This window comes from Emergencia timonensis, assembly GCF_900086585.1.
GTDB lineage: Bacteria > Bacillota > Clostridia > Peptostreptococcales > Anaerovoracaceae > Senimuribacter > Senimuribacter timonensis.
Map to the genome: position 1 here is coordinate 2,020,652 of NZ_FLKM01000008.1, position 22,878 is coordinate 2,043,529.

Genomic DNA, 22,878 nt, shown 5'->3' on the forward strand with positions numbered 1-22,878 from the left:
AGCTATTTTTAGTAATATATCGTATACTTTCCTTCTGTAATTTCGTAGGTGAACTGGTCGATCCAGTGGAGAGCGAGCTCTAAATTTCTGTTTTTCAGGGTAGTCCAGATTTGACGGCTGTTTTCGTAAATGAGCTCGGCGCCGTTGACTTCATAAAATCTGATCCACACATCCATGACTGCCAGGTAATAGGAGCGAAAAATGAAGGGGAGCAAAGTGTTTCCGGACAGCACCGCAAGTTCGTGGTGGAATTCGAAGCCTGCGACCAGAGTATCATGGGCGTTTTCCTGCTCCTTTATTTTCTCCAGTTTTAGATGTAGGGCTTCTAAATCTTCCTCTGTAATTCTTGCAATCAGCCGGGTCACTGTCAATCGGTCCAGAGCGCTGTGCACCTCGAATATGGATCGGATCTCTTCCGGACTTAACCGTCCGTTTTTGTGTCTTAGTATCGCGCGCATGATTTCTAAATTGCCTTTTCGGCGGTAATCCGCAACAAAGGCGCCAACTCTGGGCTTGATGGTCAGAAATCCCATCCGTTCCAATTCTATAATTCCGCTGTTTACCACGGAACGGCTGATGCCCATAGATTCCGAAAGAGTTCTTTCCGGCGGGAGTTTTTCGCCGACAGCCAGTTCTCCTGAGAGAATCATGGATTCCATCTGTTCGACGAACATTTCTTTCAGTGAGGGCGCGACTAACTTCTTAAACTTCATTTTTTCTCCTTTTCCGCACATTGGCTGGGCGATATGCCAAAAGTCCATATTATTGTGTGGAATTGGTTTAACCACATACCACAATGAAAATTATACTTAAATTATCATAAAAAGTCAATGAAAATGCTGAAAAATTAAGAGATTACCGCAAAATACCGTTGACTGTATTTTAACTGACGTGATAGAATACAGTCAAAGCTGAAACTGGTTCAACCAGAAAGGAAAGAGATATGGAGCAATACAAGATTTTAGAAGTAAAAGAAAGTGTGTTCAAAAACAATGATGAGCGTGCAGAAAAATTGAGAGCGGAGATGAAGGAAAAGAAGGTGTTCCTGCTGAACCTGATGTCTTCTCCCGGTGCAGGCAAGACCACCACGTTGTGTCAGACCATTGGGCTGCTGAAGGACGATGTAAGAGTTGGCGTGATGGAAGCGGATATTGATTCCGACGTGGACGCCGCTTCAATTTCAAAGACCTGCGCCAGGGTTATACAGCTTCATACGGGCGGCATGTGCCACCTGGATGCGGAGATGACCAGACAGGGAATTGAAGGTCTGGGTACCGAGAATATCGATCTGGCTGTTTTAGAGAACGTAGGCAATCTGGTCTGTCCGGCGGAATTTGACACCGGCGCGTCGAAAAATGTCATGATCCTCAGCGTACCGGAGGGGGACGACAAGCCGTTAAAATATCCCCTGATGTTTTCCATCTGCGACGTACTTTTGATCAATAAGATGGATGTGCTGCCATATTTCGATTTTGATGTAGAGGCTTGCAAAGAGCGGGCGCAGAACCTGAACCCAGATATCAAGGTCATTCCCATCTGTGCGAAGAGCGGCGAGGGAATGGATCAGTGGATACAGTGGCTGAAAGATCAAGTGCAGCTATGGCAGCAGGCGTAAAAGAAGGAGGAAAAATCATGAGTGAGCTTACAAAAATGCAGTTCCCTGAGGGGTATCAATGCCAGTACAAAGAAAAGGTTATGAAGCTGGCAAATATGATCGGACGCAAGAAGGCGGACGCAGTGCCGGGCGGCGAGGGATCTTATCAGTGGGACGACCCGGAATATGTCTGCCTGGAAGCGGGAATCAGCGATGAAATGGCGGAAGTTGCACTCTGTCTCGGTTCTTTCGAGAAAAAGACAGTGCCGCAGGTGGCGGAAATGATGGGAAAATCAGCGGAATACTGCCGGGAGGTTTTGATGGATCTGGCCGTGTATGGTGCCTGCAAGGTAGGGACCCTGAACGGAGAGGACGTGTTCTGGACGGAAACCTGGATACCGGGACACATGGAGATGATTGTAAATAACGCTGATAATATCAAGAAATATCCGGTGGTAGCCTATGCCATGGAAGCCTACGGCAGAGTCAGAGGCGGAGGCAGCGTCGGTTCTTTCCCGGTGGGCGTGGGTCTGATGCGCGTCATCCCCATCCAGTCCGCCATTGACGGAAGCAGCAGGAAGGCTGATTATGAAGAGATATCCAAATATGTAGAGGAAAATACCATCTTCTGTGTTTCGGACTGCTCCTGCCGTACCGACAGGGAGGTCATGGGCGAAGGCTGCGGTCATCTGAAGGAAGACATGTGTATCCAAATGGGTACGGCGGCAGAGTATTACATAAGGACGGGACGTGCAAGACAGATCACCAAGGACGAAGTATACGAGATTCTGCAAAGAGCAGAAGAAAACGGACTGATGCACGAGATCCCCAACGCTGACGGGCCGGGGAAAACCCACGCTATCTGCAACTGCTGCGGATGCGGCTGTCTTTCCATTCGGACGGCAACCATGTTCAAGAACGTCGATATGATCCGTTCTAACTACGTGGCAAAGATCGATCCTGAAAAGTGCACAGCCTGCGGCCAGTGCGTAGAGAATTGCCCGGTCAATGCACTGAAGCTGGGACAGAAGCTTTGTTCCAGCACGCTGATTGTAGAGGATATCACATCCACCAGCACGCCGAGAGACGAAGAGTGGCCTGAAGAGAAGTGGAATGTAGAGTACAGAGTCAATCGGGAAAATGTAGTGGATTCCGGCACGTCTCCATGCAAGACTAAGTGTCCTGCCCATATCGGCGTGCAGGGCTATGTCAAGCTGGCATCCCAGGGCAAGTACCAGGAGGCTTTGGAACTGATCAAAAAAGAGAATCCGTTCCCTGCTGTCTGCGGCAGAATCTGCAACCGCAGCTGTGAACAGGCGTGCACCAGAGGAGAACTCGATAATCCTGTAGCCATTGACGACATCAAAAAGTTTATCGCCGAGCAGGAGCTGGACCCTGCAAAACGGGTCATACCAAAGAAACGCCACGATTATCATGACAAAAAGATTGCCATTATCGGGGCCGGTCCTGCAGGGCTGAGCTGCGCTTACTATTTGGCTTTGGACGGATATACGATCACCGTCTTTGAAAAAGAAAAGCGTCTTGGCGGTATGCTGACCCTCGGTATTCCCGCATTCCGCCTGGAAAAAGATGTGGTGGAGGCAGAAATAGAGATTATCAAAGAAATGGGCGTAGAATTTCGTACTGGAATCGAAGTGGGCAAAGATGTCACCCTTGACCAGCTTCGCCAGGACGGATATGACGCTTTCTATGCAGCGATCGGCGCCCAGGGCGGACGAAAACTGGGAATCGACGGAGAAGATGCCGAAGGGGCGCTGACTGGAATCGAGTTCCTGAAGGGCATCAACTCTGGAAATTGTCTGGATCTGACCGGCAGGACCGTGGTCATCGGCGGCGGAAATGTGGCCGTAGATGTAGCCCGCGCGGCTGTCCGCTGCAACAGCGACAGCGTGTCCATGCACTGTCTGGAAGGACGGGACATCATGCCGGCTTCAGAAGAAGAAATTCTGGAGGCGGAAGAGGAAGGCATCCAGCTTTGTAACGGTTGGGGACCGAAGCGGATTCTTACTGAAAACGGCCATGTGACGGCAGTGGAATTCAAGAAGTGTCTATCAGTATTCGATGAGAATCATCGTTTTGCGCCGCAGTATGATGAGGAGGACTGTGTCGTGGCCCCGGCGGACCAGGTCATCATCACCGTGGGACAGTCTATCCAGTGGGGCAATCTCCTGGATGGCAGTGATGCTGAGCGAAATCCGAATCAGACGATCAAAGCCGACGGGTTTACTTACCAAAGCGGGCAGCCGGATCTCTTTACTGGCGGTGACTGTTATACAGGACCAAAGTTTGCTATCGACGCGATCACTGCGGGCAAACAGGCAGCCATATCGATTCACCGCTACGTACATCCGGGTCAGTCCCTGGTTTATGGCCGTGACCGCAGGCAGTACAAGGAGCTGGATAAAAAGGCGGCGATTTTGGATGATTACGACCATACGCCGAGACAAAAGCCGGATCACGCCAAAGGCGACCGTCTGCACAGCTTCCGCGATTATCGCGGCACTTTGACGGAAGAACAGGTTCAAAGAGAGACGTCACGCTGCCTCGGCTGCGGCGTTACGAAGGTGGATGAATATATGTGTCTCGGCTGCGGCCAGTGTACGACAAAGTGCAAGTTTGACGCCATTCACCTGGAGCGGGTATACGACGCGGAGGGCGTTGAATTTACACAGATACCGCCAGTAGTGCTGAAACACGTAAAGAAACGTATGGAGAGAATCGCGCAGAAGAAGCGTGAGGAGCCGCAAAAAGAAGGGACAAGGGAATCCTAAATGCATGAGCTTGGAATTGTATTTGAAGTTTTGGACCGTGTGAAAAACATAGCAGCGGAAAATAAACTCTCCCCTGAGAAGATTGCGGCAGTGGTCCTGGACGTGGGAGAAGCATCCCTGGTGGTGCCAAAATATCTGAGAAACTGCTGGCCGGCTGCCATCGACAGGACGGAATATGAGCATGTGGAGCTAAAAATCAATGAGGTTGTCGCCGTCGTAGAATGTAAACAATGCGGAAACTTCTATGAGTTTCTAAAGAATGAGAGGAAGTGCCCTGTCTGCGAATGTGAAGAGGCAGTCATTGTAACAGGAAAGGAATTTCTGCTAAAGGAAATCCTCTTATACGGGGAAGAATAAGTAACCAAACAGCGTCTCCGGCCATCATCAGGCAGGAGACGCTGTTTTGCTATGTTTGTATTAGAAATGAAACTCTTCTTCCCATGGAAAATCCTCAGAGGTTTCTATGTTCTTCGGCCAGTGGCTGCACCAATCAGGTACCCGTGGATTTTCAACTCTGTCTAAACTTGGTGTGTATGGCTTGAGATCCAGTACCGGCGTCTGATCGTTGGCGTCGATATAGGTCAGCTCGATGCGCCCTTTGCCGTAGTCAATCCGGATGACTTCTGCGGTGCTTAGCGCCAGAGGATTTGGACGGACAGGCGACCTTGTGGCAAAGATGCCCACGACTTCGGGCGCATTTTTGTAGGGCTTGGGGACTTCTGTCACTGTCCTGGCCTCCGGGCTGTCAAAATCGCTGAACCACCAGATCACTTGGAGATGACTGAATCCGTCCAGCGCCTTTAGGGCGGGGATATACTGAGGAAGCACCTCAATATAGGTACCATCTTCTCCATTCACAACTTTACCGATAGGATTTACTTCTAAATTTTTCATATCTAAACCTCCGCTTGATTTGTCTGTAAATCCAATATAGACCCTGACACCGTGTCAGAGTCAACTGTTAATTTTTGAAATGGAGAGGCCGCTGCGATTATAAAACTTTATGGGCTACGGTATTTTTATGTTTTTGAAGGTTTTTTGTTTATTTGACATAAAGACTTGCATAGGAAATCTCAAAACAGACGATATTATGCCTCTGCAATAGCAGAATCCTCTGCGCTCTCGTGCAGAAACCGCAACTTGGGTTATTTTTTTGGCACTCTCCAACCTATTTTTGACGGGAAATGTGATGAAAAAGTAACCAGGATGGAATGATTGACTTTTACAGATGTAATTTGCAGAAGTTATTTATGTCAGATTGGACAAATAGTACGCAAAAACATAAAAATATCGTGGAGGGACAGTATTTGTGTCTATACAAGTTCTGAAACGGGAATCTGAATTTCCACCAGGTATTGCTCCGGGTTATCTTCGTTCCACGGTCCGCGATGCACGATCTGCCTGCTGCTGCCGTACATCTGATATTGGTCATTTTTCTGCAGCCAGTCTGCGAAGGAGGCAAAAGCGCCGGCGATGTTGCTGAATTCCCCATAGACCATGGTATAGGCCATGAGAGGGACGGCTTCCGTTATCCGGTAGGTGAATGGGCCCGTGTTTTTTCCTGACGTTTTCACCAGTGCGCATAACTCCACATCGACATCGCTTTCTTTGTATTCAAGATCGTGGTAAATGGAAAACGTTTCAGAGGAGACTTCCACGTTGTTTTTGCGGGCAAAAGCGGCAAGCTCCATCCACAAATCTCCTTCGGCGTAATAATCGGGGATGATTCTGCGCAGGGAAAGAACCGAATAGCTGGGGATGGATTTGATGCCGATCTGGTAGTGCAGCGGTTCCTTTTGCCCAAGCAAACCATCCTCCGCCATTTGGAGCTTAGCCAGTTTCTTTTTTTCAGCTTCTATATTCGCTCTGATTTCCTGCTTCTTCTCTTCCAGTTTTGTAAGGAGGATGTCCTCCCGCCAATTGTCCAGCGCTGATGCGATTTCTGCCACGGTAAATCCGCTGTCCCGCAGATAGACGATCTTGTTTAAGAAGGGAATCTGCGAGGCGGTATAGTAGCGGTACCCCGTAAAATGGTCGATTTCCGCTGGCTTCAGCAGGCCTGCCTTTTCGTAGTAGCGCAGCATTCTGACCGACACCTGAGTTAGTTTTGAAAATTCTCCTATTTTGAACATGTTTCCCCTCCTTATTTTTTAGTATAACACATCGGCGGACGCAGATGCAATTTACTATATGACGTTGACAATCTCCTGACGCATGATACCCACAGTTACGCAGATATATAGTATATCTATGATTTATTATTGCTGAAAATTTTACACACAAATTTGGACTTGACTGATGACTGATGGTTTTTATACTCGTTTTTTACAAACAGGTTCCAAATAGCAAAATTGCAGCTGTAGACTGACTTTATCAGCTTTCGCGCCTTTGCTGTGAAGGATTACCGCACTGGTTCTGCTTCAAAAACGATAAGGTTATGCTTTTTGGGAACTTCTGCACATTCTCGCGTAACCGGCGTACTGCCATAAGTCTTCAACAGGGGGGTATATCCGATTTCGGTTACTTTTTCCATCAAATTTTCCGCCGCAAAGGTCGTTCACAATCTACAAAAGTAACCGAGCACAGCATATTTGTGAATTCATCAGGGACTCATGTCTTATCTCAAGGTGTATGGAGGGATATAGCGTCTACCACCACCGCAATGTTACGCGAAATCCTCTGAACAGCATCAAAAAGCCTAACTTTATTGTAAAGAACGCTCGGCACATACCCCCCTCCCCTATAAGTTACGCCAAGCAATCGCCTCACACCTCTATCGAAAGGTTACCGCGCCGATTTCTGAAGTAAGCGCTGTGAAAAACTGCGTTTCAGTGGAACAGATATCGGCACATGGCACAAATTTTGCTTTTATTACCACCAGGAGGTAATAAAAATGTATAATTTCAATATGAACATTTCCACGGAACTTTTTTTCGGAGAGGATGCAGAATTAAAAGCCGGCGCCCTGATGAGGCAGTACGGCAGGAAAATCCTCTTGATATATGGAAGCCGCCGCATCTTTGAAGAGGGGCTGGGCCAGCGCCTGGTTGAAAGCCTTGAGGAGGCGGGCTGCACAGTGGTCTGCCGCGGCGGGGTGAAACCCAATGCGGAGATTGCGTTTATTGAGCAGACCATCGAAATCGCGCGGCAAGAAAATATCGAAGGCATTCTTGCTGTCGGGGGCGGCAGCGTCATCGATACGGCAAAGGCGGTTTCCGCCGGAAGCGGGTACAGGGGCTCGGTACGGGAGCTTTACGAGAGCCCCGAGGCGGAGCCTTGCAAATATCTGCCCATCGGCGCTGTTGTGACCATGCCGGCTTCTGCCAGTGAATGCAACGACATGTCAGTGATCAGCGACCACGTGACAGGCAGAAAAATTGCCCGGCCTTTCAAGGGGACGAGACCCAAATTTGCACTGCTGAATCCACAGCTGACTCTGGCGATCAGCCGGTTTCAGACAGCCTGCGGCGGCTTTGATATTTTCTCTCACGCCTTTGAGCGCTACTTTGATCTGACGAGAAAGAGCCGGCTTTTAGACGGAATGACGGAGAGCCTGATGCGGACTGTAATCGAAGTTCTGCCCAAGGTTTTGATGGATCCGGAAAACCTCGAGCTGCGCGGCGAGCTGATGTTTGCGGCGTCGGCAGCCCATAACGATATGCTGGGTCCGGGCGGAGACTTTGCCTGTCACGAGATTTCCCACGTTCTGACTGAAAAATACGGTATCACCCACGGCAGCGCGCTGGCAATGATTCTGCCGGCCTGGTGTGAGCGGATGAGCTGCGCAGCCCCGGAGAGGTTCTGCCGCTTCTTTGAAAGGGTATGGGGAATCACAGGCAGCAGCTGGGAAGAGATGATTAGCAGAGGAATCGACGAAATGAGGCGGTTTATTACAGAGATCGGCCTGCCCCTGACGATTCCAAGAGGTGATTACACCATAGAAGAATTGGCAGATGCCGTCGGAACGCCGGGCGGCACTTTTGCCAGGCTGACAGCAAAGGACGTGGAGGCAATTTTGAGAGAGTTTGTTGCATGAGTGCAACAACAGACCTGCCCATTGCAACAAAATTGTTATTTTTCTGTCAAAATTCTCGCATCTGCAAAGGTTTCTGTTTTGGCATGATCTTTGCTTTAGATAGATGTGTCATTATAAATTAAGTGATCACTAATCATTTCACGACTAACGCCAAGCCAGCTAAACGTGCAGTAAACTGCACTCCTAGGCGACATATGTCGCTTCGCTGTCCCATTTTCCATTGCAGCTGAAGCTGCGGAAAATCGGCAAGCTGGGGCGTTATAGCATAAGGCCTGTCCAACAATTCGTTGCACGAATTGGGGCGAGAACCATTATACGACTAGTGCCTTGCCGCTCGCTGTCGCTTGCGGGGCACTAAAGCATAAGGTCTGTCCAGCAATTCGTTGTACGAATTGGGGCGAGAACCATTATACGACTAGTGCCTTGCCGCTCGCTGTCGCTTGCGGGGCACTAAAGCATAAGGTCTGTCCAGCAATTCGTTGTACGAATTGGGACCAGAACCATTATACGACTAGTGCCTTGCCGCTCGCTGTCGCTTGCGGGGCACTAAAGCATAAGGTCTGTCCAGCAATTCGTTGTACGAATTGGGACCAGAACCATTATACGACTAGTGCCTTGCCGCTCGCTGTCGCTTGCGGGGCACTAAAGCATAAGGTCTGTCCAGCAATTCGTTGTACGAATTGGGACCAGAACCATTATACGACTAGTGCCTTGCCGCTCGCTGTCGCTTGCGGGGCACTAAAGCATAAGGTCTGTCCAGCAATTCGTTGTACGAATTGGGACCAGAACCATTATACGACTAGTGCCTTGCCGCTCGCTGTCGCTTGCGGGGCACTAAAGCATAAGGTCTCCCCAGCAATTTACTCCGTAAATTGGGGCGAGAACCATTATACGACTAGTGCCTTGCCGCTCGCTGTCGCTTGCGGGGCACTAAAGCATAAGGTCTCCCCAGCAATTTACTCCGTAAATTGGGGCGAGAACCATTATACGACTAGTGCCTTGCCGCTCGCTGTCGCTTGCGGGGCACTAAAGCATAAGGTCTCCCCAGCAATTTACTCCGTAAATTGGGGCGAGAACCATTATACGACTAGTGCCTTGCCGCTCGCTGTCGCTTGCGGGGCACTATAGCATAAGGCCTGTCCAACAATTCGATGCACGAATTGGGACCAGAACCATTATACGACTAGTGCCTTGCCGCTCGCTGTCGCTTGCGGGGCACTAAAGCATAAGGTCTGTCCAACAATTCGTTGCACGAATTGGGACCAGAACCATTAGGAGGAGAAATATGAGTAAAGCAAAATCTTTGGTCGCTCTGGCAAAGAGTGACGACATCCAGGCAAATGTCACAAGAGTATTTGATTTGATGGGCGGCGTTACGAACGTCATCCGCAAGGGCACAACAGTCGTGCTGAAGCCGAATGCCGGTCACGCAGAACCGCCGGAAACTTCAGTATGCACCAATCCGGAAGTAGTGAGAGCCGTCATCCGCGAGGTGAAAAAGGCAGAGCCTGCTAAGATCATCGTAGCAGAAGCCGCTGCTATTGGATGCAACACCATGGAGTGCTTCAAGGTCAGCGGCATTCAGGCCGTGGCAGAAGAAGAAGGCGTCGAACTGATCGACATCAAAAAGGATAAGGATCTGGTAAAGGTTGCAGTCAGAGGATTCCGTTCCAATATCGATTCCATCAAGCTTCCGAGATTCCTGCTGGAGGCCGACCATCTGATCAATCTGCCGATTTTGAAAGCCCATGCTTCTATGGTTTTCTCCGGCGCACTGAAGAACATTAAAGGTGTGGTACAGGATAAGGTACATATGGATATGCACAAACAGAACCTGACTATGGCGATGATGGACGTCTGGTCTGTATGTAAGGCAGATATCAATATCATGGACGCTCACCGCGCAGCATCGGGATACAGCCCGCACATGCCGGTTCCTATCGACACGCACATGATCCTGGGATCAAAAGACCCGGTAGCCATCGACAGAGTTGCCTGCGAAGTAACAGGCATCGATACGCAAGGCGTAGATTATTTCAAGGTTGCCGAAGAGACGGGACTTGGAAATTATGATATGGAGCAGATCGACGTGGTAGGAGATTCTGTTAAGGACTGCTACAAGAAGATGTGGATTCCGTACATCGGCGATATGAGTACCAGATGGCCGGAATACGATGTAAGATGTAAGGGCGGATGCTCCAGCTGTCAGGCACTTCTGGCTATCAACATGGAAGAACTGAAGGCTGTCAATGCTTATGACGAGAATGCGGGCATGACCGTTGTCATCGGCGGACTCAACGAGATACCGGCTAAGATTCCAGATGAAAAAATCGTACTCCACGGAAACTGCACGAAGAAATACCTGAAAGATCATCCGAACGCATATCACATCCTGGGGTGCCCTCCAAATGAACCGGCTCTCTACTTGACGATTCAGAGACATGAAACCATCGATGGAACCGGCGACCAGGAAGATGAAATCATTCGTCCGTGTATGGCGCGTGACGCACAGGTGTGGCGTGATTATGTATTTGAAAAATTCGAGGAATACAAAAAGGAAAATCCGGAGGCAAAATAATGGACGGGTATATCAGTCTCAAAGCGGGGAAAGAATTCTGGAATCTGTTGGATATGGTCTTCACCGACGAGTTCATGCAGAAACATACCAACTTTGAAAATTTCGAGTATTTCCGCTACTCCAGCGCCGTCATGGTCAACTGGGGCGGCGACTACATGGTCTATCCTGAAACCGTATTCAACAACTTCGTCATCGAAAGCACCGAGTTTCAGACCTGGGACGAGATGGTCATGAAAGCGGCAGATGAGAGATTTAGTTAATCATAACTTATCGTTAAATGGAAATTGGAGAAAGAAAAATGGCAGATAAAACAACAAAACTTCAATCTGAAAACACCAAGTCCAACTTTGGAAAAGGTTGGATGATCATATTCTACAGCATGATCATGTTCTGGTTCCTCATCGGTTTTTCCATCGATGGACAGAACATCGTCATCGACGTCTTCGCAGGCGCGAACTGGGAAAAATTAGGATTTGCTGATCAGAATGCGCTTCACGCGAAGCTTCTGGAACTGGCTATGTGGGCCGGCTTTATCGGCGTTATCGCTTACTTTGTCATCGGCAGAATCTGTACTAAGATCGGCGGAAGAATGCTTTCCTCCATCTGCCTGGTACTTGCCGGCGCCTCTTATATTTTCTATGGAAATGCAGACACCATCGCAACCTATTTTATCGGTCTGACCTTGGTAACCGTATTCATCAACGGCGCAGCCTATATCGGCGGCGGCAACTTGGTTACCCAGTGGTTCCCGAAGAAAAAGGGATTGGCAAACGGCTATACGACCATGGGCCACAACCTGGGCAGCGCGCTTTATGTGCCGCTGATTGCAGCTTTGATCGGCGCCATGGGCATGGCTAAGGGTATGACAGTGACAGGCATTGCGGCCATCGTCATCGGCATCGGCGCTTATTTCATCATCAGAAATACACCGCAGGAGCTTTCCATCTATCCTGACAACGTATCCAAGGAAGTCTACGAAAAGGAATACGTGGATCTGTCAGAGGCGAAGAGCCGCTGGACGGTATCTTCCCTCCTGAAGACGAAGGAGATGTGGCTGGTAGCCCTCATCGTGGGCATCAATCAGCTGGTAACGACCGGCGTCATGAGCCAGATGGTTCCAAGAAACATGGAATTCGGATTTTCTCAGACACAGGCAGTGTCCCTGATGACCGTATGCGCCATCGTAGGTCTGGCAGGATCCTTCGGTTTCGGTTTCATTGATCAGAAGCTGGGTGTCAAGACGGCGATCAAAGGCTATCTGGTTTGGTATGCTGCGGCACTGGCAATCAATGTCGTCATGAATAACGCCATCGGCGGATACATCTGCGTAGCCATGGTAGGAATCGCTATCGGCGCTGCCGCAAACTTTATGACTTCCCTGCCTGCATCGGTCTTTGGCAGACACAACTTTGACTTGGTATACTCCATCTACTTCCCGATCATGGAAATCGTACTGATGCTCAACTACATCGTTAACTCAAAGGCCCTTGAGTGGACGGGAAGTCTGAGAGGAGCTTATGTGGTATTTATCGTATTACTCATAGTGAACTTCGTACTGATTTCCGTATTGAATACGAGAAAATACAATCTGGATTATAAGAAGGAAGAAGAAGTGCTGGAGCAGGGCGCTTAATGAAGGAGGTAAATATGCGAAATGTAGTAATCGTCGCTGGCTGCCGTACACCGATCGGCGCCATCGGCGGACAATTTAAGACCATAACCTCTCTGGATTTATCCATTCCTGTGATGCAGAATCTGGTAGAGCGGGCGAGCATTGACCCGGCGCTGATTGAAGACGTCATCTGGGGATGCAATTATCAGAGAACTTACAAAGAAAATAACATTGCCAGGGTGGCGGCGGTAAAAGCTGGCTTACCGGAAAGTGTTCCGGGCATCACCATTCACCGCAACTGTACTTCTTCCATGTCGTCCATCCAGTTCGCCTATTATCAGATCAAAGCGGGCGAAGCGGACTGCCTGATGGCAGGAGGCGCGGACAGCATGAGTACAGCGCCGCACATGGTATTCAATGCCCGCTATGGACAGAAATTCGGCCACATGGAGCTCAGAGACTCCATGTGGGACTCCCTGACCAACTTGGGAGTGGGTCCAGCCATGGGGATCACAGCCGAGAATGTCGCCGAAAAATACGGTGTCACCCGTGAAGAGATGGACCGCTATTCCCTGCGTTCCCAGCAGAGAGCAGTGGCGGCAATCGACAGCGGCAAATTCAAAGAAGAAATTATTCCAATTACAGTAAAGAGCCGCAAGAGCGAGACCGTCTTTGACACCGACGAGTACCCTCGCCGCGATGCCAGCTATGAAGCATTGGCAAAACTGAAACCTACCTTTAAGGAAGGTGGCAGTGTTACTGCCGGCAATGCCTCCGGCATGAACGACGCTGCTTCCGGTGTGATTTTGATGGACGAGGAAAAGGCAAAGGAACTGGGTGTTCCTATTCTGGCCCGCATCAAAGGCGTGGCAACCACCGGCGTTTCTCCGGATTACATGGGAATCGGACCAATCAGCGCATCACAGAGAGCCCTTGCCAAGGCGGAGCTTTCCATAGAAGACATCGATCTCTTCGAAATCAACGAGGCTTTTGCGGCCCAGTGCATCGCCTGCCAGAAGGAGCTGGGGATTCCTGATGACAAGCTCAATGTCAACGGCAGCGGCATCTCCCTGGGGCACCCAGTGGGCGCGACTGGAGCCAGACTTGTCATCACCATGATGTACGAACTTGCCAGACGCGGTCAGAAATATGGCCTTGCGACTCTCTGCGCAGGCGGCGGCATGGGTACGGCAGTGGTCATCGAGATGGCATAGGAGAAAAGAACATGAATGCAATGGAAACAATTGCAAAGAGGTGTTCCTGCAGGGCGTACCGGCCGGAGCAGATAACACCTGAAGAACTGAAACAGCTTCTGCAGGCGGCCAATGCGGCGCCTGTGGGCATGGCGAAGTACGAGACACTGAAGATCTCGGTCGTGCAGAGCCGGGAGCTTTTGGCGGAGATCGATCAGGAAGGCGCGAAATTCTTCGGCGATCCTTCCATGCATCCTCTGTACGGAGCGCCGACGCTGATCGTCATTTCCGGCTTTGCAGCGGACAGTGACGAACGCGAAGTTTCGATGTGCAACGCATCCTGCCTGATCGAGAATATGCACCTTTTGGCGACAGAACTGGGTCTAGGCAGCGTATATATCAGAGGTTGCATCAACGCCATCAGAGAAAACCGCGCGCTCTGCGAGAAGCTGGGCGTACCGGAGGATTTTGTGCTGACGGGCGCCATCGCAGTGGGTTATCCTTGCGAGGAACCTGAGACGAGGGAACTTGTCACAGAGAAAATCGAGACCGTGATATTATAACAACATCAAAGCGTGAAAAAAGCAGGGTCAAAATCCCATCTTGTGGGTTTTGGCCCTGCTTTTTTCGTGCAGCTATCTGAGTGACCGAGTCCAAGAATGAATACGTTCATTAATACAAATCACTATGTGTTCCGGTTCGATATAACCTTAATACTTGCAGGTGGTCACTGATCTTGTAGATTAGAAGCCAGTCAGGTTCTATGTGACATTCTCTATAGCCTTTGTAATTACCGACGAGCTGATGATCATTATACGCAGTAGGCAATGGCTCTCCATTTGCTAGTTGAGAAATGACGTGCTTCAGCAATTCTATATTACAGCCTCGTTTTTTTGCTGATTTATAATCTCTTTTAAATTGAGATGTTCTTTCGATATCATACTTCTTCATCATCCAAATCCGCGAACAATTCTTCTACGCTCTTAAAACGACGAGTGTCAGGATCTCTTTCCATTCGATCTCCCTGATTGATGGCTTCAATGGTAATAGGGTTTGGTGTATTGAGCCTGACATCAAAAGGAAATCCATGATATTGAATGACTTGTCTTAAAAAAATATTGACGGCTGTTGTCATATCAAGACCCAGTTCGCTGAATATCTCCTGTGCCTGCTTCTTAACCTCCAGATCAATGCGAATATTTGTACTTGTTTTTGCCATAGTAATCACTCCTTTTTTATCATAAGTATATCAAAAAAGTGCCTATTGTCAATACAACAGGCACATGTATTTTATTTCACAGCAGCCGGATAATCGATTCCGTACTGCTTGATTTTTCTCGATATGGTCGAGGCGTTGACACCCAGCTTTGCGCCGGCATCCCGCAGACTGGTAGAATCCCGCAGCACTGATTCGATCAAAGCCTTTTCGTAATTCTCCAGGGACTGGGAGAGGGTGCCGCTTGCCACTGCGCCTTCATCTCCCTGGGAGATATCGAGAAGCCCCTTTAACATTTCGTCAGCTACTTCTTTTGTTCCCGAAGCGCAGATAGTCAGATACTCGATGACGTTTTCCAGTTCCCTGATGTTTCCAGGCCAGGTATACTGCTTCATGATGGCCAGCTGATCCTGGGTGAGGACGAAATCCCGATTGTGTTTTTTGGTGTATTCATCGACAAAGTGAGCGCACAGCTCGTCCAGATCGTTAAGTCGTTCCCGCAGCGGCGGAATGCAGATAGGGATTACATTGAGCCGGTAATACAGATCCTGGCGGAAGGTGCCGTCCGCAATCTTCTTCTTCAGATCGCTGTTGGTCGCGGCGATAAAACGGATGTCGAGGTGTATCGGCTTGGTGCCGCCGACCCTGGTGATTTCTTTGGTCTGGATGGCGCGCAGCAGCTTCACCTGCAGATCCATGGACATGTCGCCGATTTCATCGAGGAGCAGGGTACCGCCGTCGGCCATTTCGAAGAGTCCCTGTTTACCGCTGGTATTGGCGCCGGAGAAGGCGCCTCTTTCATAGCCGAACAGCTCTGATTCCAGCAGGTTTGCCGGAATAGAAGCGCAGTTGACCTTGATAAAGGTCTTGTGGCTTCTGGCGCTGAGCCGGTAGATTTCGTCAGCGACCACTTCTTTCCCTACACCGGATTCTCCGGTAATCAGGACGGTGGCATCTGTGGGAGCCGCCATTTTGATGGTGTTCCAGACTTTTTGCAGACTATAGGAAGAACCGACCAGCTTATTGGATTTGAAGTCTGGCGTCGTGGCGTTTTCCAGGATACGGACGTTCTCCTTGCTCTTGTTCAAAGCGTTAGCTTCCTGCAGGAACTTGCCAAAATCCTCCTGCAGAGCTTGCAGGGTCAGAATCGGCCTGCTGCTGACCACCACCTGGTGAAGTGCGCCGTACTGGTCAAAGATGGGCACGCCCACAGCATATCCTACGCTGGGCGGATTGGTCTTATTCACGGTAGAAAGACGGAAAATCTTCTTTTTGCTTTCGATGACGTCCATGGTGGCGCCGCCGGTGAAGAGCTTGCCCTCCGCTGTGATGTCAGAAACCTTTCGTCCGAGGACTTCTTCCGGCAAAATCTCCGTATTGCGCTGATGAGCAGGGTTGACATAGAGACAGGTGCCTTCCTTGTCTGTAATGAAAATACTGTCGTCCAACGCATCTACTACGATTTTGAAGTCGATGCCCTGCGCCAGAAATACCTCTAAATCGTGGTCGATTTCCTGTAGAAAATCGGCCATTTTCTTCCCGTCCTGGTATTCGCCGCTGTCCAGCGTTTTGCGTATCTTTTCCTTTACTTTCTGTATTGCTAAAACCTGATCCATATGTGTTCCTCCTCCTCGCTATTACTATCAGTATATCAAAAGCGGTTAGTATTTGAAAGAATTTGTTGTAATTTTGCAACACCATTTTTTCCCTGCAACGGTGAAGACAGATGAATCGCCCAGTTTTCAGTGATTTTGATGTGGCATAATTTTTGCGTTAGATAATAGGTGAAAGCTGATCGTGGAAAGGGGAGGCATTATGAAAAAGTTATACATCAACTGCGGATCGGGCCTCAGCGGAGATATGATGCTGGGCGCATTTATCAACATGGGCGTGCCGGCTGACCATCTCAAAGAGAAACTGGCCAGGCTGCGTCTTGACGAATTTGAACTTTCTATCGAAGAGAAAATGATTGGAAAGAAATCGGTTACTGATGTAGATGTGATACTGAAGGATAGGACGAATTTGCATAAAGCGCCCTATAGCGGGGTTTATCGCAATTACAGGCAGATTGTAGATATGATAAACAACAGCGCATTGAGCAATAATGTCAAAGTTCTGAGCAGGAGAATTTTTGACATCAAAGCCAAAGCGGAAGCGAAGGTACACGAAGTGCCAATTGACAAGGTTCAGTTTCACGAAGCCGGGGCGGTGGACTCCATCGTGGATATTGTCGGGACGGCGATTTGCTGCGATTATATGGATGCTGATGAAGTGGCGTCAAAGCATGTCCCAACCGGCTACGGAGAAGTGAAATGCGCCTGCGGAACCCTGCCGGTCCCAGCGCCAGCGGTAAAGCAGATTTTGGAAGATGCCGAAATCCCACATTACAGATCGGAGATTCCCCAGGAGGTCTTAACACCGACAGGCGCTTCTATTCTGGCTGGGATTGCGGACAGCTTTGGATGGGATGATATACAAGGTAATGTTTTGAAACGGGGATATGGCTGCGGAAAGAGAGACACCGGCCTGCCGCCCCTGGAATTGATTTTATGTGAGGAGAGAGAAGATGTTTGAGACAAGAAGGTTAAATGATAAGAAAAAAGTAATTGTCACTGCTGCATTGACAGGAGCGGTGACGACAAAGGCGGACAATGCGAATCTTCCGACCCAGCCTGCGGAGATTGCAAAATCTGCAATAGCTTGTTATGAAGCAGGTGCTTCGGCTGTACATATCCATGTGAGAGATGACGACGACAGCGCCAGCATGCGTTTTGACAAATTTGAAGAAGCCGTGGCTTTGATAAGAAAAACGGAGTGCCCGGTGATTCTCAACCTGACTTCGTCAGGCGGACAGGGCTTTACCTGGGAGGAACGAATCAGACCTTTTAAAGAGCTGAAACCGGAACTGGCCTCCTTCGATGCCGGTACCATGAACTGGCTCAACAGCGTGGTGTTCATGAATGAACCGAAGTTCCTTGAACTCTGCGGCAGAGAGATGATTGCGGCAGGGGTGAAACCGGAAATCGAAGTCTTCGACATCGGCATGCTGAACACGGCCAAGTATTACATCAAGCAGGGCATCATCGAAGAACCTGCCCACTTCCAGCTCTGCCTGGGCGCACCTGGAGGCATGGAGGCGACGACGGAAAATTTGGTCTATCTGGTCAACCATCTGCCGGAAAAATGCACCTGGAGCGCATTTGGCATCGGCAGGGGCGCAAACGAGGTCATGATGGCGGCTTTGGCTCTGGGCGGCAACGTGAGAGTCGGCCTTGAGGACAACGTCTACTACAATGCCGGACAGCCGGCCGAGTCCAACGAACAGTTTGTAGAGCGAGTAAAGCGCTTGGCTGCAGAAGTGGGAAAGACCATCGCTGCCCCGGATGAAGCACGAGAAATACTCGGATTAAAATAACTTTAATTACAGCAAAGAGAAAGACTGCTTTTCTAAAGCAGTCTTTTTTATATGACAAGGAAAGTGAACAGATTCTGCTATATACGCTTTTTCTAATTTGGATGAGTCAGCCTTGGGTTTTGGACTATCGAACCCGCTTTTTTTATTTGTTTTTGGTACTTTACTTCAAGCCTCTTTCTCGTATAATTAAGAAAATTGTGCAATTATTATTTGTTAAGAACTGAATCAAAAAGGAGAAAAAACAATGAGTGCAGAAAACACATCAAAACTGAAAAAGCACATGTTTCACCTGGTTGTCATAACCATTGCAGGTGCCATGATTTACGGTCTGCCATATTTTAGATCGTACTTTTATGACGCATACCTGGAAACATATAATTTAACCAACACCCAGATGGGTACCTTTGGATCTATGTTCGGTATCTTCGGTATGATTTCTTATTTGTTTGGCGGTGTTGTAGCCGATATGGTATCGACTAGAAAACTAATGTCTGTTTCCCTGGTACTGACAGGTTTAGGCGGATTGCTGCATCTGCTGAATCCGAGCTATATCATGCTTCTGGGCATTTATGCATTGTGGGGATTTACGTCTTTATTCGCATTTTGGCCGTCACTGCTGAAGAGCCTGCGCGAAATTGCCAACGACAATGAACAGAGCAAAGCCTACGGTTTCATGGACGGCGGCAGAGGCATCGTGTATGCTATAGACGGCGTGGCCATCGTCTCCATCTTTGGTTATTTCAGCAAAGTTTCCAGCGATTTAGCAGGACTAAATGGTGTCATTACTTATTATTCCATCGTTGCCATTGTTTTAGGTGTTCTCTTGTTCATTTTGATGAAAGACAGCAAACCTTCTGCAGAAACTCTTGAATCCGCTCCGAAACAGGAAAAAATCAGCGTGGCACAGGTCCTTGAAGTCATCAAGATGCCGGCAGTATGGATTCTGTCGTCCATCCTCTGCTGCACCTATGTTATGAATATCGCATTCTATTACTTTACACCGTATGCTACATCCAACTTTGGTATGGCCGCCACTGCCGGCGCCATCGTTACCATCGCTGCTCAGTATGTAAGACCGGTAGCCTCTTTTGGCGGCGGTATCATTGCGGACAAGCTGGGCAGGTCAAAAGTCATGTATGTAACCTTTGCAATGATGGCAATCGGCACCTTTCTGATGGTCATCATGAACAATATGAGTTCCACCTTGTTTATCGCGCTCTGCATCATGATTTACGCCGGTATGTATGGCGGTTACAGCCTGGTCTTCTCCATGATGGAAGAAGGCGGCGTTCCAATCAGAGTAGCTGGTACTGCAATTGGTCTTGTCTGTACCGTCGGATATCTGCCAGAAGTCATCGTTCCATTCTGTTCAGGCAAGATTCTGGATACCTTCGGAGACGGCGGATATCGTTACATGTTCATTGCAATCGCAATCATTATGGTTGTCGGTATCGTCATGCTGACTGTTTGGGACAGATATGTGAAAAAAGTAAAAGCGAGACAGGCCGCAGAAGAAAATGCAGCCGCTTAAATAAATGAGCAGAGGCTTTTTACGCACATTTGGGCGTAAAAAGCCTTTTGTATACAGGGCGTTTATAAGGATGTGATAGAATGGACCTGAAAATAGATCGCAGCAGTTGCGTGCCTGTTTATCAGCAAATCACCAGAAAAATCGAAGAACAGATTTTGTCGGGGGAATTGTCAAACGGGTTTAAACTGCCGGCGGAACGAAGATTGGCAGATGAAATTGGCGTTCACAGAAATACGGTCATCAAAGCCTATGATATGTTGATTACAGACGGTCTGGTGGTGGTTTCTCGAGAAAAGCCGAAAGGCTATTTTGTAAAAGCCGCGCAGGAGGCACAGAAATTCGGTAAGAGATTTTTTCCGCTAGAAAAGGCTTTTCGTTATGAATTCCGGAAAGCAGAGAAAACCTTCAACGACGTTTATTGGAAATCTGAAAAAAGGGAAACCATCTCTTTCGGCGGAATGATTATGAACCGCCAGCTAAATCCAGTAGAGGATATGAAATCCGTTGTTGAGAAAATTTTTGACTGCAGTGAAAAGGGCAGTATGGCGGGATTCTATAATGAGACAGAATTGCTTCGGAGAAATATTTGCCGTCTTTTGACAGAACAGAATATCTATGTGACGCCAAAAAACGTGCAGATATTGGCAGAGAGCAACCAAATTATCAGCTATTTGATGATGCTCTACTTACGAGAAGGGGACTGCATTGTCGCTGAAACTCCCATGGTTCCGGATAATTTCAGTATTTTTTACAATCGCGGCATTCACGTCATCGGCATACCCATGGAAGAGGACGGTATGAGAATGGATATGCTGGAAGAAGCCATCAGAAAGTACAAGCCAAAGTTTATCTACTCATTACCCAACTATCACAATCCTACTGGCGTCACCATGTCTTTAAAAAAGCGCCAGACTTTGCTGAAACTTGCTAACGATTACAACGTACCCGTAATTGAAGAGGATTATCAATGGGATTTTGCTTATGAAAAGAGGCTGCCTAGCCTCTACACTCTCGATACGAATAAATTGGTGATTTACATCTATTCTTTCACCCTGATATTTCCGTATATGATGAAAATCGGTTATGCCGTAGGGCCCGCAGACTTGATTGATATGCTGGGATATGCCTTGAGTGTAGATGAAACAGCAGTTAGTGGAATCGGGCAGTATTTTCTCAACGAATACATCAATTCGGGTCACTATGAGAACCACGTTAAGATTGTCCAAAAAGAATATAAAGGCAAATTAGAGCTGCTTTGCAGCGAACTAGATAAAATAACTGGCAAAGGCATTTCCTATCAAAAACCAAAAGGAGGCCTTCTCCTCTGGTGTACGCTGACTGATGATATCAATGAACGGGCGCTGTGCAAAAAAGCGGCGGAGAAGGGAGTGCTCGTGGTACCCGGCTGGGTATTTTATGAGAACAATAGGAAAAAGAGCGGTCATATCAGACTGTGCTTTTCAAATGTTACTGACGACCAGATTCGCCGCGGCGTATTGCTGCTGGGGGAAGCCCTGGACGAGTGCAGGCGTCAAGAAGGAAAAGAAAGTGGGGAGGAAAATAGAGAATGAATCAGTTTGTAGAATACCGAAGAGAATTTCATCATTACCCGGAAATCGGCTGGAGAGAAATTCGGACCAGTGCGCGGGTTGCAGAAATCCTGGAGACGATGGGTTACTCCTGTCTGATGGGAAAAGATGTGCTAAACGAAGAGACCATTTCTTTTGAAATGCTCGGTGAAGAGGAAAAAGCGGCGGAAAAGGAAAGGGCGATTGCCCAGGGCGCTGCGCCGGCTTATGTGGAGCGGACCGGGGGTTATCCTGGCGTCATCGCTATTCTGGATACCGGGAAAGAAGGTCCCGTGACAGCATTTCGATTTGACATCGATTGCCTTCCGTACCAAGAACCGCCAAATCCAGGCTTTCGTCCTTTTGACGAGGGTTATATCTCCTGCAATGCAGAATGTGTCCACGCCTGCGGACACGATGCGCATACAGCTGTTGGCCTTGGCCTTGCCGATGCGCTGCTGAAGAGGAAGGATGAGCTGAAAGGAAAGGTCAAAATCATTTTCCAGCCTGCAGAAGAGCGCTATAACGGCGCCCAGGCCATAGTGGACAAAGGCCACTTGGATGATGCCGAAAACTTTATCTCGATACATATGGCCTTAACGGGTGAGGGGCGTCCGCTGCCATCGAATACCCTCTGCTGCGGCTGTAAAGACTTCCTCAGCGATTGCCAGCTGGATGTGACTTTTCACGGCAGAGCCGCTCACCCTTGCGGCGCGGCACAGGAAGGAAAGAACGCCTTGCTTGCGGCTTGCTCCGCAGCTATGAATCTCCACGCCATAGCGCCTCATGAAGCCGGTCTATGCAGAGTGAACGTCGGAAAGCTGGATGCAGGCGTGGTGGTCAACACCATAGCGCCCACCGCCTTCATGAGTATCGAATACCGCGGACAGACCCAGGAAATTTCCCAATATGTCAGGGGCCGTGTATTTGACATCCTGGACGGTTCGGCCAAAGCTTATGATATGGAGTACACTTATATTGATTTTGGTGAAATCCCAGCTGCTCAAAGTGACGATGCTATGATGGAGATCATTAAAAGAGCTGCTGGCCAAGTAAACTGGTTCAAGAAGATTTATTTTGAAGGCAGCGTCGGCGGCACGGATGACGCCTCTGTCATGATGAACAAAGTGCAGGCAAACGGCGGTATCGCCACCTATGTGGGCATCGGAACCGATACCACACAGCCTCTGCATAATGCGGAATTTGACCTGGACGAAGAAGCGATTCCGGCAGCCATCGAGATGCTGGTGCATGCAGTAGAAGAATTGAATAGGTAAGATTTAAATAAAAGGCGCCGCCTTTGCAGTTGATTTTTCCGTCAGCAGCAGAGCGCGGTGTTTTTT

21 protein-coding genes are annotated in these 22,878 nt (G+C 48.8%); 14 read left to right on the plus strand and 7 right to left on the minus strand.

Translation table 11 applies throughout. The features are described from left to right. Positions 1 to 8: 8 nt before the first annotated feature. Entirely contained in the window at positions 9 to 713 is a 705-nt protein-coding gene (locus tag BN6539_RS10680; RefSeq protein ID WP_067537790.1) for a FadR/GntR family transcriptional regulator, read from the minus strand. Between the two features lie 230 nt (positions 714 to 943). Here BN6539_RS10680 and hypB point away from each other — a divergent pair, with 230 nt between their 5' ends. The 3 genes from hypB to BN6539_RS10695 are packed head-to-tail and all read left to right on the plus strand — an operon-like array spanning position 944 to position 4,743. Beyond that, entirely contained in the window at positions 944 to 1,615 is a 672-nt protein-coding gene (hypB, locus tag BN6539_RS10685) for a hydrogenase nickel incorporation protein HypB (protein WP_067537793.1), read from the plus strand. A 17-nt stretch (positions 1,616 to 1,632) separates the two neighbouring features. After that, positions 1,633 to 4,386: an FAD-dependent oxidoreductase gene (locus tag BN6539_RS10690; RefSeq protein WP_148484475.1), complete on the plus strand. Its 2,754-nt coding sequence runs from the start codon at positions 1,633 to 1,635 to the stop codon at positions 4,384 to 4,386. Next, positions 4,387 to 4,743, plus strand: a complete 357-nt coding sequence (locus BN6539_RS10695) for a hydrogenase maturation nickel metallochaperone HypA (protein WP_067537796.1) — start codon at positions 4,387 to 4,389, stop codon at positions 4,741 to 4,743. It abuts the gene before it with no gap. Positions 4,744 to 4,803: 60 nt separating this feature from the next. Here the strand turns inward: BN6539_RS10695 and BN6539_RS10700 are convergent, their stop codons facing one another. The 3 genes from BN6539_RS10700 to BN6539_RS23100 all read right to left on the minus strand — a co-directional run bounded on the left by BN6539_RS10700 (position 4,804) and on the right by BN6539_RS23100 (position 6,919). Further along, positions 4,804 to 5,280: an SAM-dependent methyltransferase gene (locus BN6539_RS10700; RefSeq protein ID WP_067537799.1), complete on the minus strand. Its 477-nt coding sequence runs from the start codon at positions 5,278 to 5,280 to the stop codon at positions 4,804 to 4,806. Between the two features lie 419 nt (positions 5,281 to 5,699). Next, positions 5,700 to 6,518, minus strand: coding sequence for a MerR family transcriptional regulator (locus BN6539_RS10705; RefSeq protein WP_067537802.1), 819 nt, complete (start codon positions 6,516 to 6,518; stop codon positions 5,700 to 5,702). Between the two features lie 269 nt (positions 6,519 to 6,787). Beyond that, the gene (locus BN6539_RS23100) at positions 6,788 to 6,919 is read right to left on the minus strand and encodes a hypothetical protein (protein WP_264473196.1); all 132 of its coding nucleotides are present in this window, start codon (positions 6,917 to 6,919) and stop codon (positions 6,788 to 6,790) included. A 360-nt stretch (positions 6,920 to 7,279) separates the two neighbouring features. Here BN6539_RS23100 and BN6539_RS10710 point away from each other — a divergent pair, with 360 nt between their 5' ends. The 6 genes from BN6539_RS10710 to BN6539_RS10735 all read left to right on the plus strand — a co-directional run bounded on the left by BN6539_RS10710 (position 7,280) and on the right by BN6539_RS10735 (position 14,368). After that, positions 7,280 to 8,422: an iron-containing alcohol dehydrogenase gene (locus BN6539_RS10710; protein ID WP_067537805.1), complete on the plus strand. Its 1,143-nt coding sequence runs from the start codon at positions 7,280 to 7,282 to the stop codon at positions 8,420 to 8,422. A 1,285-nt stretch (positions 8,423 to 9,707) separates the two neighbouring features. Continuing rightward, positions 9,708 to 11,000, plus strand: coding sequence for a DUF362 domain-containing protein (locus tag BN6539_RS10715; protein ID WP_067537808.1), 1,293 nt, complete (start codon positions 9,708 to 9,710; stop codon positions 10,998 to 11,000). Next, positions 11,000 to 11,260: a hypothetical protein gene (locus BN6539_RS10720; RefSeq protein ID WP_067537811.1), complete on the plus strand. Its 261-nt coding sequence runs from the start codon at positions 11,000 to 11,002 to the stop codon at positions 11,258 to 11,260. Before BN6539_RS10715 ends, BN6539_RS10720 begins: the two co-directional genes overlap by 1 nt. A gap of 38 nt (positions 11,261 to 11,298) precedes the next feature. Then, positions 11,299 to 12,633, plus strand: coding sequence for an MFS transporter (locus BN6539_RS10725; RefSeq protein ID WP_067537814.1), 1,335 nt, complete (start codon positions 11,299 to 11,301; stop codon positions 12,631 to 12,633). 14 nt (positions 12,634 to 12,647) lie between these two features. Beyond that, a complete protein-coding gene (locus tag BN6539_RS10730) occupies positions 12,648 to 13,826 on the plus strand; it encodes a thiolase family protein (RefSeq protein ID WP_067537818.1) in 1,179 nt (392 codons plus the stop codon). Positions 13,827 to 13,837: 11 nt separating this feature from the next. Continuing rightward, entirely contained in the window at positions 13,838 to 14,368 is a 531-nt protein-coding gene (locus BN6539_RS10735) for a nitroreductase family protein (protein WP_067537821.1), read from the plus strand. Positions 14,369 to 14,477: 109 nt separating this feature from the next. Here BN6539_RS10735 and BN6539_RS10740 read toward each other — a convergent pair whose 3' ends face one another. From BN6539_RS10740 to BN6539_RS10750, 3 genes are all read right to left on the minus strand, one after another. Beyond that, positions 14,478 to 14,759, minus strand: coding sequence for a type II toxin-antitoxin system YafQ family toxin (locus BN6539_RS10740; protein ID WP_330385070.1), 282 nt, complete (start codon positions 14,757 to 14,759; stop codon positions 14,478 to 14,480). Continuing rightward, positions 14,743 to 15,024 carry a type II toxin-antitoxin system RelB/DinJ family antitoxin gene (locus BN6539_RS10745; RefSeq protein ID WP_067537824.1) on the minus strand — a complete coding sequence of 94 codons (282 nt, stop codon included), beginning with the start codon at positions 15,022 to 15,024 and terminating at the stop codon, positions 14,743 to 14,745. The genes BN6539_RS10740 and BN6539_RS10745 overlap by 17 nt, the downstream gene beginning before the upstream one ends. A gap of 71 nt (positions 15,025 to 15,095) precedes the next feature. Beyond that, a complete protein-coding gene (locus BN6539_RS10750; RefSeq protein ID WP_067537827.1) occupies positions 15,096 to 16,637 on the minus strand; it encodes a sigma-54 interaction domain-containing protein in 1,542 nt (513 codons plus the stop codon). A gap of 199 nt (positions 16,638 to 16,836) precedes the next feature. On the opposite strand from BN6539_RS10750, the gene larC reads away from it, so the two are divergent. The 5 genes from larC (at position 16,837) to BN6539_RS10775 (ending at position 22,812) form a co-directional block, all read left to right on the plus strand. Further along, entirely contained in the window at positions 16,837 to 17,595 is a 759-nt protein-coding gene (gene larC / locus BN6539_RS10755) for a nickel pincer cofactor biosynthesis protein LarC (RefSeq protein WP_067537830.1), read from the plus strand. Continuing rightward, complete coding sequence (locus BN6539_RS10760) at positions 17,588 to 18,436, plus strand: BKACE family enzyme (protein WP_067537833.1); 849 nt, start codon at positions 17,588 to 17,590, stop codon at positions 18,434 to 18,436. The genes larC and BN6539_RS10760 overlap by 8 nt, the downstream gene beginning before the upstream one ends. 244 nt (positions 18,437 to 18,680) lie before the next feature. Beyond that, positions 18,681 to 19,967, plus strand: a complete 1,287-nt coding sequence (locus tag BN6539_RS10765) for an MFS transporter (RefSeq protein ID WP_067537837.1) — start codon at positions 18,681 to 18,683, stop codon at positions 19,965 to 19,967. Between the two features lie 80 nt (positions 19,968 to 20,047). Next, positions 20,048 to 21,538, plus strand: coding sequence for an aminotransferase-like domain-containing protein (locus tag BN6539_RS10770; RefSeq protein ID WP_067537840.1), 1,491 nt, complete (start codon positions 20,048 to 20,050; stop codon positions 21,536 to 21,538). Next, complete coding sequence (locus tag BN6539_RS10775) at positions 21,535 to 22,812, plus strand: amidohydrolase (protein WP_067537843.1); 1,278 nt, start codon at positions 21,535 to 21,537, stop codon at positions 22,810 to 22,812. Before BN6539_RS10770 ends, BN6539_RS10775 begins: the two co-directional genes overlap by 4 nt. Positions 22,813 to 22,878: the final 66 nt, after the last annotated feature.

What these genes read in the sequence shown, in the direction of transcription:
- BN6539_RS10680 (WP_067537790.1), bottom strand. Translation starts at nt 713, where the DNA reads ATGAAGTTTAAGAAGTTAGTCGCGCCCTCACTGAAAGAAATGTTCGTC.
- hypB (WP_067537793.1), top strand. Translation starts at nt 944, where the DNA reads ATGGAGCAATACAAGATTTTAGAAGTAAAAGAAAGTGTGTTCAAAAAC.
- BN6539_RS10690 (WP_148484475.1), top strand. Translation starts at nt 1,633, where the DNA reads ATGAGTGAGCTTACAAAAATGCAGTTCCCTGAGGGGTATCAATGCCAG.
- BN6539_RS10695 (WP_067537796.1), top strand. Translation starts at nt 4,387, where the DNA reads ATGCATGAGCTTGGAATTGTATTTGAAGTTTTGGACCGTGTGAAAAAC.
- BN6539_RS10700 (WP_067537799.1), bottom strand. Translation starts at nt 5,280, where the DNA reads ATGAAAAATTTAGAAGTAAATCCTATCGGTAAAGTTGTGAATGGAGAA.
- BN6539_RS10705 (WP_067537802.1), bottom strand. Translation starts at nt 6,518, where the DNA reads ATGTTCAAAATAGGAGAATTTTCAAAACTAACTCAGGTGTCGGTCAGA.
- BN6539_RS23100 (WP_264473196.1), bottom strand. Translation starts at nt 6,919, where the DNA reads ATGGAAAAAGTAACCGAAATCGGATATACCCCCCTGTTGAAGACTTAT.
- BN6539_RS10710 (WP_067537805.1), top strand. Translation starts at nt 7,280, where the DNA reads ATGTATAATTTCAATATGAACATTTCCACGGAACTTTTTTTCGGAGAG.
- BN6539_RS10715 (WP_067537808.1), top strand. Translation starts at nt 9,708, where the DNA reads ATGAGTAAAGCAAAATCTTTGGTCGCTCTGGCAAAGAGTGACGACATC.
- BN6539_RS10720 (WP_067537811.1), top strand. Translation starts at nt 11,000, where the DNA reads ATGGACGGGTATATCAGTCTCAAAGCGGGGAAAGAATTCTGGAATCTG.
- BN6539_RS10725 (WP_067537814.1), top strand. Translation starts at nt 11,299, where the DNA reads ATGGCAGATAAAACAACAAAACTTCAATCTGAAAACACCAAGTCCAAC.
- BN6539_RS10730 (WP_067537818.1), top strand. Translation starts at nt 12,648, where the DNA reads ATGCGAAATGTAGTAATCGTCGCTGGCTGCCGTACACCGATCGGCGCC.
- BN6539_RS10735 (WP_067537821.1), top strand. Translation starts at nt 13,838, where the DNA reads ATGAATGCAATGGAAACAATTGCAAAGAGGTGTTCCTGCAGGGCGTAC.
- BN6539_RS10740 (WP_330385070.1), bottom strand. Translation starts at nt 14,759, where the DNA reads ATGATGAAGAAGTATGATATCGAAAGAACATCTCAATTTAAAAGAGAT.
- BN6539_RS10745 (WP_067537824.1), bottom strand. Translation starts at nt 15,024, where the DNA reads ATGGCAAAAACAAGTACAAATATTCGCATTGATCTGGAGGTTAAGAAG.
- BN6539_RS10750 (WP_067537827.1), bottom strand. Translation starts at nt 16,637, where the DNA reads ATGGATCAGGTTTTAGCAATACAGAAAGTAAAGGAAAAGATACGCAAA.
- larC (WP_067537830.1), top strand. Translation starts at nt 16,837, where the DNA reads ATGAAAAAGTTATACATCAACTGCGGATCGGGCCTCAGCGGAGATATG.
- BN6539_RS10760 (WP_067537833.1), top strand. Translation starts at nt 17,588, where the DNA reads ATGTTTGAGACAAGAAGGTTAAATGATAAGAAAAAAGTAATTGTCACT.
- BN6539_RS10765 (WP_067537837.1), top strand. Translation starts at nt 18,681, where the DNA reads ATGAGTGCAGAAAACACATCAAAACTGAAAAAGCACATGTTTCACCTG.
- BN6539_RS10770 (WP_067537840.1), top strand. Translation starts at nt 20,048, where the DNA reads ATGGACCTGAAAATAGATCGCAGCAGTTGCGTGCCTGTTTATCAGCAA.
- BN6539_RS10775 (WP_067537843.1), top strand. Translation starts at nt 21,535, where the DNA reads ATGAATCAGTTTGTAGAATACCGAAGAGAATTTCATCATTACCCGGAA.